This window comes from Paraburkholderia phymatum, from assembly GCF_038900715.1.
Classification (GTDB): domain Bacteria; phylum Pseudomonadota; class Gammaproteobacteria; order Burkholderiales; family Burkholderiaceae; genus Paraburkholderia; species Paraburkholderia phymatum_A.
This window is the reverse complement of the sequence record NZ_JAYMRZ010000015.1, coordinates 104,744-117,347: the sequence shown is the minus strand read 5'-3', so window position 1 is coordinate 117,347 and position 12,604 is coordinate 104,744. Positions and strand designations below refer to the sequence as shown.

Sequence of the window (12,604 nt, the reverse complement as noted above, 5' to 3'; positions counted from 1 at the left end):
CTCAGACCTCGGCCGTTTCGTTGACCGACACATCCCGGCGCAACGCGGCGCGCAGCTTCGAGCGGTCCAGTTCCTTTTCCCATGCCGACACCACAACCGTCGCCACGCCGTTGCCGACGATGTTCGTCAGCGCGCGGCATTCGCTCATGAAGCGGTCGATGCCGAGAATCAGCACCATGCCCGACAGCGGAATCGTCGGCACGACGGCGAGCGTTGCGGCGAGCGTGATGAAGCCTGCGCCCGTCACGCCGCTTGCGCCCTTCGACGTCAGCATCGTCACCGCGAGCAGCGTCAGTTGCTGGCCCCACGTGAGGTCGGTGTTGGTCGCCTGCGCGATGAACAGCACCGCCATCGTCATGTAGATGTTGGTGCCATCGAGGTTGAACGAATAGCCCGTCGGCACGACGAGACCCACCACCGAGCGCGAGCAGCCGAGCTTTTCGAGCTTCAGCATCAGTTGCGGCAGTGCCGCTTCCGATGAGCTCGTGCCCAGCACGATCAGCATTTCTTCCTTGATGTACGCGACGAAGCGCAGGATGTTGAAGCCCACCATCCGCGCGATGATGCCGAGCACGACGACCACGAACACGATCGACGTCAGATAGAACGTGCCGATCAGCTTCAGCATCGGCAGCAGCGAGCCGATGCCGTACTTGCCGATCGTGAACGCCATCGCGCCGAACGCACCGATCGGCGCGAGCTTCGTGATGATGCCGACCATGCCGAACAGGATGCTCGACAGGCTTTCGATGAAACTCGTCACCGGTTTGCCGCGCTCGCCGATGTGCGCGAGCACCGCGCCGAACAGCAGCGCGACCAGCAGGATCTGCAGGATTTCACCTTGCGAGAACGCCGACACGAGCGTGTCCGGAATGATGTGCATCAGGAAGTCGACCGTCGTCTGGCCGTGCGCCTTCGCTGCATACGACGCGACTTCCTTGCCGTTGAGCGAAGCGGGATCGACGTTGAAGCCGACGCCCGGCCGCAGCAGGTGCGTCGCGGCCAGGCCGAGAATCAGCGCGAACGTCGAGACGATTTCGAAGTACAGCAGCGCCTTGCCGCCCACGCGCCCGACCTTCTTCATGTCTTCCATGCCGGCGATACCCGTCACGACGGTACAGAAGATGATCGGCCCGATCACCATCTTGATCAGCTTGATGAAGCCATCGCCGAGCGGCTTCATGTCGGTGGCGAGCGACGGATAGAAGTGCCCCAGCGCAATGCCGATGATGATCGCGACGATCACCTGCACGTAGAGGACTTTATAAAAAGGTTTCTTCACGATGTGTTCCTGCAATGGAGTAAAGCCGGGGTGGACCGAAGGCCCGTCACGTAGCGCATGAGGTACGTCAGACGTGCGTCATGCGCGGTGAACAAGCCCGCGACAAGACGACGAAATCAGAGGGACCAGTACAGGAACTCAGGCATCGTTGTCTCCTATCGACCAGAGTTGGCGCGGTGGCGCCTTTGCTCTGCTTTGTAGTGGTGGGGCCATTGCGGCCGCACGTTTTCTTCGCAAGGTCGATGCCAGCGTTTGTTTGCCGCCTATCCCATTGATTTAAAACGTAATTTCAAGACGAACATGCGACGGACCTTCCGGGTTTCCGGAAATCCGGAATGCGGTCGTCCGGATTCCCGAACGCTCTTGTCCCGCAAGCCCAGGGCTAACCCTGAACCCCTTCTTCGAGCACGAGCAGGTTCTCGTGCGAGAAACCGAGCGCAACAGGCTGGCCGCGTTCGGGCAAACGGCGGTTCGGATCGTTGAAGATGTCGAGCGAGATCACCTCGTCCTTCACGCGCGTCCGGATGCGCACGATCGCGCCGAGAAAGCTCACTTCTTCGACCGTCGCCGTCAGCGTATTGCGGCCTGCGGCAGGCGCTTCGAGCACGATCGCCTCGGGACGCAGCGCGAGCATGCGCTTCTTGCCGGCATCGTCGGCGGGCAGTGTTTGCGTCGTGCGCAGCTCCTGGCCGTCGACGGCCATGCGCCCCGTCGACGGATCGATCACATGCCCAGACAGAATGTTCAACGTGCCGACGAACGACGCGACGAAACGCGTGCGCGGATAGTTGTAGATCTCGAGCGGCGTGCCGATCTGCTCGACGCGCCCTTCGTTCATCACGACGATGCGGTCGGAAATCGACAGCGCCTCTTCTTGGTCGTGCGTGACGAAGATCGACGTGATGCCGAGCTCGCGTTGCAGCGCGCGAATGTCCTGCCGTAGCGAAATGCGGATCTTCGCGTCGAGCGCCGAGAGCGGCTCGTCGAGCAACAGCACTTGCGGCTTGCCTGCGAGCGCGCGCGCCAGCGCGACGCGTTGCTGCTGCCCGCCCGACAGTTGCCACGGATAACGCTCGCCGAGATGCGGCAGCTTGATCAGTTGCAGCATCTCGTCGACGCGCTGTTTGATTTCGCTCTGCGGACGATGCGCGACCTTGAGCCCGAAGCCGATGTTCTCGGCGACCGTCATGTTCGGAAAGAGCGCATACGCCTGAAACACCATGCCGACCTTGCGCTGCCGTGTGCGCAGATGCGTGACGTCGCGGCCGTCGAGGCGGATCGTGCCGCGCGTCGGCGACTCGAAGCCGGCGATCATGCGCAGCACCGTCGTCTTGCCGCAGCCCGACGGCCCGAGAAACGTGATGAATTCGCCGCGCTCGATCTGCATGTCGAAGTGATGCAGCGCCGTGTTTGCGCCGAATGTCTTGTGCAGACTGTCGATTTCAAGAAACGCCATGACGGTGCCTCGATTTAGGGCTTGTGCGCAGCGAGCGTGCGCACGGAGCCGAACACCTGGATCAGCCCCATCGACGCCCACGTGACGGCAAACGCGATGATTGCGAGCGCGGACGGCTCGTAGGCGCGGTTTGCGCCGATCAGTTGCAGATACGGACCGAACGCCGGACGGTCCAGCAAACTCGCAATCGTGAACTCGCCGATCACCACCGCAAAGGTGAGAAACGCGCCGGACAGAATGCCCGAGCGGATGTTCGGAAAGATCACCTTGAAGAGAATGGTCGGCCAGTTCGCGCCGAGGCATTCGGCAGCTTCCGTCAGCGAACGGATGTCGACGGCGCGCAGCCCGGCATCGACCGCGCGATACATGTACGGCAGCGACAGCGTCACGTAGCCGAACACGAGCAGCAGATCGGTCGCGCGTTCGTTCGACGTCAGCGGCAGAATCGAGCTGCTGTTGTAGATGCGGAGATAGCCGAACACGATCACGATCGCGGGCACGACGAGCGGCAGCAGCGTGATGAACTCGACGATGCCGCGTAGCTTCGGCAGACGCAACTGCACCCAATAGGCCGTCGGCACGACGAGCAGCACGCCGACGACGATCGTCAGCAACGCCATCAGAATCGAATAGCCGAACGACGCCTGAAAATGCGAATCGGAAAGCACAACTTGGTAAGCATCGAAGCTGTATGTGCCGCGCCGCATGCGCAAACTGAATTCGAAAGTCGCGAGCAGCGGAATCAGAAAGTACAGCGACCCGACGATCATCGCGGTCCACGCGCCCACGCGCGATTGCGTGTTCGGTTGCGCGTGCGACTGCGCGTTCGATTGAGATTGCGTGCTCATCTGCGCCCCCTTTCGACGCGCGAGCGCAGCCAGATATAGCCGCCGTTCGACAGCCCCGTCACGAGGATCATGCCGAGCGCGAGCGCATAGCCGAGGTTCTGGTTGTGCAGCACGTCGCCGCGAATCTGCGCGTAGAGCAAGATCGTCACGATGTTCAGCGAACTGCCCGTCAACGCATACGCCGTCGCAACCGCGCCGAACGAGTTCGCGAACAGCAGCAGCGTCGCGCCCAGCACGCTCGGCCACAGCACGGGCAACGCCACGTAGCGCCAGTACTGATACGCGGTGCCGCCGAGGCAATCGCACGCTTCGCGCCACTCGCGCTTGAGGCCGTCGAGCGCGGGCGTGATGATCAGAACCATCAACGGGATCTGGAAATACAGGTAAGTGATCGTCAGGCCCCAGAAGCTGAGAATGCTGAAGCCCGTCGAGTAGAGATTGATGCCCGTGTATTTCTTCAGCAGCACCGTGACGAGGCCGACGCGCCCCAAAGTGCAGATGAACGCGAACGCGAGCGGCACGCCCGCGAAATTCGATGCGACGCCCGAGAACGTGAGCAGCGTCGGACGAATCCAGCCCGGCAGCCGGCCATGCACGGCTGCCCATGCGAGCAGCGAGCCGAGCACCGCGCCGCCGAACGCCGATGCCGCGCTCACCTTGAAGCTGATCCAGTACGCGTCGAGCGTGCCCTCCTGGAACAGATCGCGCATGTTGGCGAGCGTGAAGTGGCCTTGCGCGTCCTGAAACGCGCCGACCATCAGGAAGCCCGTCGGCAGGATCAGGAACAGCAATGCGAAGACGAAGAACGGCATCACGCCGATCCACGTCCATAGCGGCGACGACCGGCCCGGGCCGTCGACCTTCGGCGCGGGCGCCGGCACGGACGGAACCATCAGGTCCGCCCGGCCGCCTGGCCCGGCTTCCGATGAAGCGCTCATCAACTCACCCTCGCTCACCCTCGAACAGACACGCGTGCCCTGCGTCGCGTGACATCATCTCTGACCGGGCAGGCGATGCGGGCGGCGCAGCGCGGCCCGCATCGCAACTCGCATTCCAACATCACGCCGGCGCTTACTTGACGTTCGCGCCGACGACCTGGTCCCACTGCTTCGTCACGACGTCCTTCGTTGCGTCCTGTTGCTGCAAGGTCGGGAACACCGCGCCCTTGTACGCAGAGGCGGGCGGCAGCTTGTCGAGCAGCGCCTGCGGCACCTTCTTCTGCGAGACCAGTTCGTTGTAGCGGATGGGATGGCAGTAGCCCGTCAGCCAGCCGATCTGGCCTTCGTCCGAATACAGGTATTCCATCCACAGCTTGGCCGCGTTCGGATGCGGTGCGTATGCGCTGATCGCCTGCACGTAGACGCCGGCGACGACACCCGTCTTCGGCACGACCACGTGTACCTTCGGGTTGCCCTTCAGCGTGTCGCGGTCGGCGAGCGCGTTGTAGTCCCAGCGCACGATGATGGGCGTCGTGCCTTGCGCGAGCGAAGCCGCCTTGCCGATCACGGGCACGAAGTTGCCGCTCTTGTTGAGATCGGCGAAGTACTTGAGGCCCGCCTGCCCCGCCTTGCTCGCGTCGCCCTTCGCGACGGAGAGGCCCGCTGCGTACACGCCCTGGATCGCCTGGTTCGCCGAGCGCGGATCGCCCGCGAGCGACACGGCGTTCTTGTAGTCGGCCTTTTGCAGATCGCTCCAGTCGGCCGGAACCTTGTCGATCATGTCCGCGTTCACTTCGAACGCGAGCACGCCGTAGTAGTCGCCGTACCAGTAGCCTTCGGCATCTTTCGAATCGTCCGGAATCGACTTCCACGTCGACACCTTGTACGGCTGCAACAGGCCTTGCGCCTTCGCGGCAGGACCGAACGAAAGGCCGACGTCGATCACGTCGGGCGCCTGCGGGCCCTTGTTGCCCTTGTTCGCCTTGATGGCTTCGATCTCGTCGCCGGAGCCCGCATCCGGATTCAGCTCGTTGATCTTGATGCCGTACTTCTTCTGGAATGCCGCGATCATCGGGCCGTAGCCGCACCAGTCGTGCGGCAGCGCGATCACCGTGAGTTGCCCTTCCTGCTTTGCGGCGGCAACGAGCGCATCGGAAGGTGCCGCTACCGCATTGCTCGCGGCCGTCACGCCGGCCAGCGCGGACATCGAGAGCAAACAACGTAACGTGGTCGGTTTCATGGTCTTCTCATCCTCTGCCGAAAATTGCTACGTTAGGAAAACGGGTTATCGACGTCTGTGTCTCTGCACACTTAGCTGACGACGTCCTCGCCGATCATATCGAGGCGATCGGTACAAATCATGTCGACGCCCCACTTCGCGAGTTCGCGTGCGCGCGCCGGATCGTTCACCGTGTACGCGAGCACGCGCAGCCCGGCATCGCGCATCGCGCGGACGTTCTGTTGAGTGAGATGCCGGTGATTCGCATGCAGCGATACGCACGCGAGTTCGCGCACGATGCGCAGCCAGTCGCGGGGCAGTGCGTCGAACAGCATGCCGCGCGGCAGCGATGGCGTCGCATCGCGCGCGGCTTTGAGCGCGTCGAAGGAAAACGAAGAGAGAAGCGGCTTTCGTGCGCGCCACAAGTCCTTCGCGGCGAGCGCGACGAGACGCCCCGTGATCTCGTCGCGGCCTGGACACGGTTTGATTTCGATGTTGGCAGCGATCGCTTCGCGCTCGCAGCGCGCCGCCACTTGCGCGAGCGTGGGCAAACGCTCGTCCTTGAAGCGCGCATCGAACCACGCGCCCGCATCGAGCGATGCGAGCTGTTGCCACGTGTGTTGCGCGGCGGGACCGCGACCATTGGTCGTGCGGTTGAGATCGTCGTCGTGCAGCAGAAAGACCTGGTTGTCGGACGAGAGCTTCGCGTCGAACTCGATCATCCTGTAGCCGAAACGGATGCATGCGTCAAAGCCTGCAAGGGTGTTCTCCGGCGCCAGCTTGCCGCCGATTCGATGTGCGACGAGCCGTGGATAAGGCCAGTCTGCGGATAGTGCCTGATCGATCCCGTTGCTCATCGTGCGTGCCTTCACAATGATCTGATGGAACTGCGGCCTGCGTGGTGTGCCCGTCGACTGTGACGGTGTATCTTATTCTGAGGATCGCGAATGTTTGGCTTGTTTCAAGTCGGCCGCAAAGGCCTCAGAATGCGAAGGCTAAATTCAAATACCCAAACTTGCAAGCTCCCAAAAAAGTACAACTCAAAAGTACACACGTATTGCGTCGTCACGCGCTTTGACATCGCTCCGACACAATGAATTGATAGTCATCCCGTGCATACAAACGCGACGGCCGCACAACGTTGAACAACAGGCGAGGAAGATCACGCATGTGGCAGGAAGATCGTCATCAGAGAATACGCGCGCTGCTGTCCACACTCAATCGCGTATCGACGGAGCGCATCATGGCGGACCTCGGCGTATCGCGAGAAACGGTGCGGCGCGACCTGCTCGATCTCGAAGCGCTCGGTGAACTTCGGCGCGTGCACGGCGGCGCGATCAAGCCCGCCGACGAAGCGCCCATCGCCGAGCGCGCGCAGACGCACGTGAAATCGAAGAAAGCCATCGCGAAGGCCGCGACGAGTGTCGTTGCAAGCGGACAGACGCTCTTCATCGACGCAGGCACGACGACCGCAGCGCTCGCCGATGAACTGGCGAAGCTCGCGAACCTTACCGTCATCACCAATTCGATCGATGTCGCGATGAAGATGCGCGGCGCGCCCGAGCAGCGCGAATCGTGGGCGAACGAGGTCATTCTGCTGGGCGGTTCGATCAGCGACCGCGCGTTGTCCACAGCAGGCGATACGACCATTCTCGACATCCAGCGTTATCGCGCGGACATTGCGTTGCTGTCACCCGTCGGCGTGGACCCGAAGCATGGCGCAAGCAACTACGACCGAGCGGAAACGGAAGTCGCGCGCGCGATGGTCGGCAACGCGGACAGCGTCGTGATACTCGCGGACTACAGCAAGATCGGTCAGCGCAGCCGCATCGCGTATTGCGCACCTGAAAAAATCGATCTGCTGATTACCAATCGGAAAGCGGCAGACGTCGCGGCATTCGCACAACTCAAACGCAAAGTGGGCAAGGTGATTCTTGCGTGACTTTGCAGTTGGTCCGGTCCGGTCTCGTCTTGCGTAACTTTGCGTTGTTGTATTTTTGTGCGTTTTAAAGATCGCACATTTTCATGGGTTGGTGCGCGCAGCGTTATGAACCAAACCAAACAAAAAGCCCGCATTCGCGGTAATGCCGTTCAGTTAAGCACTGAACGGCATTTTTGTTTTTGTTCCGGGAAGATGTTGTAAACGAGGCGCCGAGCTGTTAACTTTTCGGCGCGATGCTCTCCAGTCACCTGACCTTCCTGCTCGATGCGCAACAGCCGGCCGACCTCAGCCGGCTGGCTGAGCATCTGCCCTACGAATGGATCGAACGGGCGGTGCAGGCTACGGGGGCGGCGAGTATTCGGCGCCGGCGCTTGCCTGCTGAGCAGGTGGTGTGGTTAGTCATCGCGCTGGCGATGTACCGGCACTGGTCGATTAGCGAGGTGCTCGATAGTCTCGATCTGGCCTTGCCCAACGAGGCCGCGCCATTTGTCAGCAAGAGTGCGGTGGTGCAGGCACGCCAACGCATCGGCGAGGCACCGATGGCCTGGCTGTTTGAGCAGACGGCGCGGGCGTGGACGACTCAGGACGCGGCTCACCATGCGTTCAAGGGGTTAAGTCTGTGGGCGATGGACGGCACCACGCTGCGCACGCCCGACAGTGCGGCCAACCGTGAGCACTTTGGCGCGCAGGGCTATGCGAGTGGCAAGGTGGCCAGCTATCCACAGGTGCGTGCGGTAACGCTGACTGCGATCCCGACGCATCTGGTGGCCGACATCAACTTTGGCTGCTACGACACCAACGAAATGGTGTACGCCAAGAGCCTGCTGCCGCAGATACCAGACGATTCGCTGACGGTGTTCGACAAGGGCTTTCTGGCCACCGAGATCCTGTGCGGCCTGACGATGAACGGACGTAATCGCCACTTTCTGATTCCCGCCAAGTCCAATACCTGCTGGGAAGTGATCGCCGGTACGGCAGACGATGCAATGGTGCGCATGCGCGTCTCGCAGCAGGCGCGCAAGAAGTGTCCGGCCTTGCCCGAATTCTGGAATGCGCGAGCGATCCGGGCCATCGACGCGCGCGGACGCGAACGCGTGCTGTTGACTTCGCTCGGGGATCGCCGACGCTTTAAACCCGCCGATATCGTTGCTTGCTACGAGCGCCGCTGGCGAATCGAAACCAGTTACGGGGAGCTCAAGCAATCGATGCTGGGTTCAGAGTTGACCTTGCGCAGTCGTACCGTCGAAGGGGTTTATCAGGAGATCTGGGGCGCGTTGATCGCCTACAACCTGATCCGCCGTGAGATCGCCAGCGCCGCATGGGAAGCGAAACTCGCGCCGACCGATATCAGCTTCGTGCGAGCGCTCCATACGATCCAGCACGAAATGATGTGGGCCGCCCTCACGCCGGCCTACGCAAAATTGCCTGCATGCCTTCAGCGTCTGCGGGACCGGCTCAAGTCTCTTCCCAATGAAAAGCGACCCGGCCGCGCATGCGACCGGGTCGTCAAATCCCGCCCCAAACGTTACACCGTCCGATACCTTAACAAGGACATTAACTGAACGGCATTACCGCATTCGCGGGCTTTTTTGCTTCAACCGACTGCTACTACAGCATGCGCTCAAACCACGCCAGCATCGTGCGCCTGCACATCGGCGTGATAGCTCGAGCGCACCATCGCGCCGACAGCCGCATGCGTGAAGCCCATCTTGTACGCTTCTTCCTCGTACATCTTGAACGTGTCGGGATGCACATACGCGCGCACGGGCAGATGATGCTCCGACGGCTGCAGATATTGGCCGATCGTCAGCATGTCGACGTTGTGCTCGCGCAGATCGCGCATCACCTGCAGGATTTCTTCTTCCGTTTCGCCGAGACCGACCATCAGGCCCGACTTGGTTGCGACGTCCGGATGCAGCGCCTTGAAGTCCTTCAGCAGTTTCAGCGAATGCGCGTAGTCCGAACCCGGACGCGCTTCCTTGTACAGACGCGGCACCGTTTCGAGGTTGTGGTTCATCACATCGGGCGGTGCGGCGTTCAGGATGCCGATAGCGCGATCGAGACGGCCGCGGAAATCCGGCGTCAGGATTTCAATGCGCGTTTCCGGCGACAGCTCGCGCGTCTTCTGGATGCATTCGACGAAGTGCGCCGCGCCGCCGTCACGCAGATCGTCGCGGTCCACGCTCGTGATCACCACGTACTTCAGCTTCAGCGCGGCGATCGTGCGCGCGAGGTTGCCCGGCTCTTCGTGATCGAGCGGATCCGGACGGCCGTGGCCGACGTCGCAGAACGGGCAACGGCGCGTGCACTTGTCGCCCATGATCATGAACGTCGCAGTGCCCTTGCCGAAGCATTCGCCGATGTTCGGACAGCTCGCTTCCTCGCACACCGTGTGCAGATTGTGCTCGCGCAGAATCTGCTTGATCTCGTAGAAACGCGAATTGCCCGTCGCCGCCTTTACGCGGATCCAGTCGGGCTTCTTGAGTTTTTCGATCGGAACGATCTTGATCGGAATGCGCGCAGTCTTGGCTTGTGCCTTCTGCTTCGCGGTAGCGTCGTAAGGCGCCGGAGCGGCGTTCGAAGCTGCGGGATTCGCGGTAACGTCAGTCATTCGTTCGTTCCAGTCAGGCGGCGATGGCGCCCGCCTGCGGTTGGTCGACGGCTGCGGGACGGCCGTCGATGTTGGCGATGAGGCTTGCTGCCAGAGTCCGGGCTACGTCGTCCCAGCCGGCTGCGACGCCGAGCGTCGCCATGTCGACTGTTTCCAGCCCCGCGTAACCGCACGGATTGATGGCGAGAAACGGCTGCAGGTCCATTTTCACGTTGAGACTCACGCCGTGATAGCTGCAACCGTTGCGGATCTTCAGGCCCAGCGCGGCGATCTTCGCGCCGACGTGCAGCCCTGCTTCCGGCTGCTCTGGCGCAACGTAGATACCCGGCGCGCCGGCCTTGCGTTCCCCCGCGAGATTATACGCCGCGAGGGTGTCGATCACGCCCTGCTCGATCCGCGTCACCAGTTCGCGCACCATCAGCTTGCGGCGGCGCAAATCCAGCAGCAGATACGCGACCACCTGGCCGGGACCGTGATACGTGATCTGCCCGCCGCGATCGACCTTGACGAGCGGAATGCCGCTGTCGGCAGCGAGCAGATGCGCGGGGTCGCCGGCCTGGCCGAGCGTGAAAACGGGAGGATGTTCGACGAGCCAGATTTCGTCTGAGGTTTCGGGCGTGCGGGCGTCGGTGAACGCGCGCATTGCGTCGAAGCTGGCCTGATAGTCCTCCGAGCCGCGCCAGCGCACCGTCACCGGCTGCGCGCAACGGGCTTGCGCAGCGGCGTCAGGCTGATTGGAACTCGGAGAGACGGGGGACGATGAAACCGGCGTGGCACACATGATTTCGGGAGTTTACCGAAAACCTGCGCGCCTCGCCGGCCCGGAGGACAATGAGCGGTATCGCAGAGCGGCGCGCTCAGACGGTACGCCATCCCGAACGAAGCCACGCGCCGAAGCGTTCGCTGACGCGTGCAAACCAGTTGAGCGCCTTCTCGTCGGGACGCGTCGGCACGAGGAAGGCCACGCGCGCCTGCGTGCCCCGCTCGACCGACAGCCACAGCCGCTCGCCGCGCCGCAGACGCAGCGTCTTGCCCGGTTCGAGCCAGTAATCTTCGACATCGTCGCTGCGCGTCACCCATACCGCGGCGCCCGAGACGGCCAGCCGCGTGCTGCGCGTGACTTTCATCGGAACGGTTTCGCCGGCTACGATTTCAAACGTGATGCTAGAGGAAATTTCTCGCATGATGGCCTCGCCAAAAATCGCTTCATGGCTACAATCGTAGGCGTGGCAAGGGTTTACGCCAAACGATCATTTTTCACGGCTTTGTGAGAAAAATTGCGATGGATCTTCGTCAATTGCCGGCACTGAACGCGGTCAAGGCCTTCGAGGCCGCCGCCCGTCACGAGAGCTTCTCGCGCGCCGCCGACGAGCTTTTCGTCACGCACGGCGCGGTGAGCCATCAGATCCGCGCACTCGAGGAAGAACTGGGCGTGAAGCTCTTCGTTCGCGACGGCAAGCGCGTGCGGCTCACCGATGTCGGCCGCCGCTATGCCGCGCAGGTGCGCACCGCGCTGGTGTCGCTCGCGGAAGCCACGCGCGAGATTCGCGCCGGAGACCGCGACCGCCGGCTCGTCGTGTCGATGCTGTCGTCGTTCGCGGCGCGCTGGGTGACGCCGCGCATCGGCAGCTTCATCGAGGCGAATCCGCAATGGGATCTCGAACTGCTGTCGACCAACGCGCTCACCGATTTCGGCCGCGACGACGTCGATGCGGCGATCCGCTTCGGCTACGGCAACTATCCTGGGCTGCACACGGAACTGCTGCTCGAAGAGGTGTTTTTCCCCGCCTGCTCACCGACTTTCAACGGCGGCAATCTGCCGAAAACGCCCGCCGATCTCGCCAACGTGACGCTGCTGCGCTCGGACGACGAGCTCTGGCGTCCGTGGTTCGACGCGGCCGGGCTCACCGACTGGCCCGAGCCGAAGCGCGGCGTGCTGTATCAGGATTCGTCGAATCTGCTGCAGGCGGCCATCGACGGCCAGGGCGTCGCGCTGACGCGCCGGTCGCTCGCGATGCACGAAGTCGCGGCGGGGCGGCTCGTGCGGCTTTTCGACATCGTCGCTCCGAGCCCGTGGCAGTACTTCTTCATCTGTCCGCCGCAGATGTTGCAGACGACGCGCGTCAAGGCGTTCCACGACTGGGTGTTCGACGAAGTGGCGCGCTTCAGGAAGCTCTTCGAAAAGGTGTGCACCGAAAACGCGATGCGCTCGGCAATACAGGGGACACCGGGAAACAAAGGGACGCAGACCGCACCGGACGCATTGCACGTCCAGCTTCCAGCAGCGGCGCAGACGGAGCGCTAGCGC

Annotated in this window: 12 protein-coding genes; 3 read left to right on the top strand and 9 right to left on the bottom strand. The window is 62.5% G+C overall.

Features of this window, described 5'->3' with window-relative positions; all coding sequences use genetic code 11:
- Nucleotide 1 precedes the first annotated feature (1 nt).
- The 6 genes from VSR68_RS25625 to ugpQ all read right to left on the bottom strand — a co-directional run bounded on the left by VSR68_RS25625 (nt 2) and on the right by ugpQ (nt 6,600).
- Nucleotides 2–1,282: a dicarboxylate/amino acid:cation symporter gene (locus VSR68_RS25625; RefSeq protein ID WP_342942518.1), complete on the bottom strand. Its 1,281-nt coding sequence runs from the start codon at nt 1,280–1,282 to the stop codon at nt 2–4.
- A 382-nt stretch (nt 1,283–1,664) separates the two neighbouring features.
- A complete protein-coding gene (locus tag VSR68_RS25620) occupies nt 1,665–2,738 on the bottom strand; it encodes an ABC transporter ATP-binding protein (RefSeq protein WP_342942517.1) in 1,074 nt (357 codons plus the stop codon).
- A 14-nt stretch (nt 2,739–2,752) separates the two neighbouring features.
- On the bottom strand, nt 2,753–3,586 hold the full coding sequence (locus tag VSR68_RS25615) for an ABC transporter permease (protein WP_342942516.1): 834 nt from the start codon (nt 3,584–3,586) through the stop codon (nt 2,753–2,755).
- Nucleotides 3,583–4,524 carry an ABC transporter permease subunit gene (locus tag VSR68_RS25610; protein WP_342942515.1) on the bottom strand — a complete coding sequence of 314 codons (942 nt, stop codon included), beginning with the start codon at nt 4,522–4,524 and terminating at the stop codon, nt 3,583–3,585. The genes VSR68_RS25615 and VSR68_RS25610 overlap by 4 nt, the downstream gene beginning before the upstream one ends.
- A 133-nt stretch (nt 4,525–4,657) precedes the next feature.
- Nucleotides 4,658–5,764, bottom strand: a complete 1,107-nt coding sequence (locus tag VSR68_RS25605) for an ABC transporter substrate-binding protein (protein ID WP_342942514.1) — start codon at nt 5,762–5,764, stop codon at nt 4,658–4,660.
- 71 nt (nt 5,765–5,835) lie between these two features.
- A complete protein-coding gene (gene ugpQ / locus VSR68_RS25600) occupies nt 5,836–6,600 on the bottom strand; it encodes a glycerophosphodiester phosphodiesterase (protein WP_342942513.1) in 765 nt (254 codons plus the stop codon).
- A gap of 311 nt (nt 6,601–6,911) precedes the next feature.
- Here ugpQ and VSR68_RS25595 point away from each other — a divergent pair, with 311 nt between their 5' ends.
- A complete protein-coding gene (locus tag VSR68_RS25595; RefSeq protein ID WP_342942512.1) occupies nt 6,912–7,685 on the top strand; it encodes a DeoR/GlpR family DNA-binding transcription regulator in 774 nt (257 codons plus the stop codon).
- A 233-nt stretch (nt 7,686–7,918) separates the two neighbouring features.
- Nucleotides 7,919–9,247 (top strand): IS4 family transposase, encoded by a 1,329-nt coding sequence (locus VSR68_RS25590; RefSeq protein WP_342942511.1) that lies wholly within the window; start codon nt 7,919–7,921, stop codon nt 9,245–9,247.
- A 59-nt stretch (nt 9,248–9,306) separates the two neighbouring features.
- Here VSR68_RS25590 and lipA read toward each other — a convergent pair whose 3' ends face one another.
- The 3 genes from lipA to VSR68_RS25575 form a co-directional block, all read right to left on the bottom strand.
- The gene (lipA, locus tag VSR68_RS25585; protein ID WP_342942510.1) at nt 9,307–10,296 is read right to left on the bottom strand and encodes a lipoyl synthase; all 990 of its coding nucleotides are present in this window, start codon (nt 10,294–10,296) and stop codon (nt 9,307–9,309) included.
- Nucleotides 10,297–10,309: 13 nt separating this feature from the next.
- The gene (gene lipB, locus VSR68_RS25580) at nt 10,310–11,077 is read right to left on the bottom strand and encodes a lipoyl(octanoyl) transferase LipB (protein WP_342942509.1); all 768 of its coding nucleotides are present in this window, start codon (nt 11,075–11,077) and stop codon (nt 10,310–10,312) included.
- A gap of 76 nt (nt 11,078–11,153) precedes the next feature.
- Nucleotides 11,154–11,480 (bottom strand): DUF2917 domain-containing protein, encoded by a 327-nt coding sequence (locus VSR68_RS25575; RefSeq protein WP_342942508.1) that lies wholly within the window; start codon nt 11,478–11,480, stop codon nt 11,154–11,156.
- 98 nt (nt 11,481–11,578) lie between these two features.
- Here VSR68_RS25575 and VSR68_RS25570 point away from each other — a divergent pair, with 98 nt between their 5' ends.
- Nucleotides 11,579–12,601 carry a transcriptional regulator GcvA gene (locus VSR68_RS25570; protein WP_342942507.1) on the top strand — a complete coding sequence of 341 codons (1,023 nt, stop codon included), beginning with the start codon at nt 11,579–11,581 and terminating at the stop codon, nt 12,599–12,601.
- The last annotated feature ends 3 nt before the right edge of the window (nt 12,602–12,604 follow it).

What these genes read in the sequence shown, in the direction of transcription:
- VSR68_RS25595 (WP_342942512.1), top strand. Translation starts at nt 6,912, where the DNA reads ATGTGGCAGGAAGATCGTCATCAGAGAATACGCGCGCTGCTGTCCACA.
- lipB (WP_342942509.1), bottom strand. Translation starts at nt 11,077, where the DNA reads ATGTGTGCCACGCCGGTTTCATCGTCCCCCGTCTCTCCGAGTTCCAAT.
- ugpQ (WP_342942513.1), bottom strand. Translation starts at nt 6,600, where the DNA reads ATGAGCAACGGGATCGATCAGGCACTATCCGCAGACTGGCCTTATCCA.
- VSR68_RS25575 (WP_342942508.1), bottom strand. Translation starts at nt 11,480, where the DNA reads ATGCGAGAAATTTCCTCTAGCATCACGTTTGAAATCGTAGCCGGCGAA.
- VSR68_RS25615 (WP_342942516.1), bottom strand. Translation starts at nt 3,586, where the DNA reads ATGAGCACGCAATCTCAATCGAACGCGCAGTCGCACGCGCAACCGAAC.
- VSR68_RS25620 (WP_342942517.1), bottom strand. Translation starts at nt 2,738, where the DNA reads ATGGCGTTTCTTGAAATCGACAGTCTGCACAAGACATTCGGCGCAAAC.
- VSR68_RS25570 (WP_342942507.1), top strand. Translation starts at nt 11,579, where the DNA reads ATGGATCTTCGTCAATTGCCGGCACTGAACGCGGTCAAGGCCTTCGAG.
- VSR68_RS25605 (WP_342942514.1), bottom strand. Translation starts at nt 5,764, where the DNA reads ATGAAACCGACCACGTTACGTTGTTTGCTCTCGATGTCCGCGCTGGCC.
- VSR68_RS25610 (WP_342942515.1), bottom strand. Translation starts at nt 4,524, where the DNA reads ATGAGCGCTTCATCGGAAGCCGGGCCAGGCGGCCGGGCGGACCTGATG.
- lipA (WP_342942510.1), bottom strand. Translation starts at nt 10,296, where the DNA reads ATGACTGACGTTACCGCGAATCCCGCAGCTTCGAACGCCGCTCCGGCG.
- VSR68_RS25590 (WP_342942511.1), top strand. Translation starts at nt 7,919, where the DNA reads ATGCTCTCCAGTCACCTGACCTTCCTGCTCGATGCGCAACAGCCGGCC.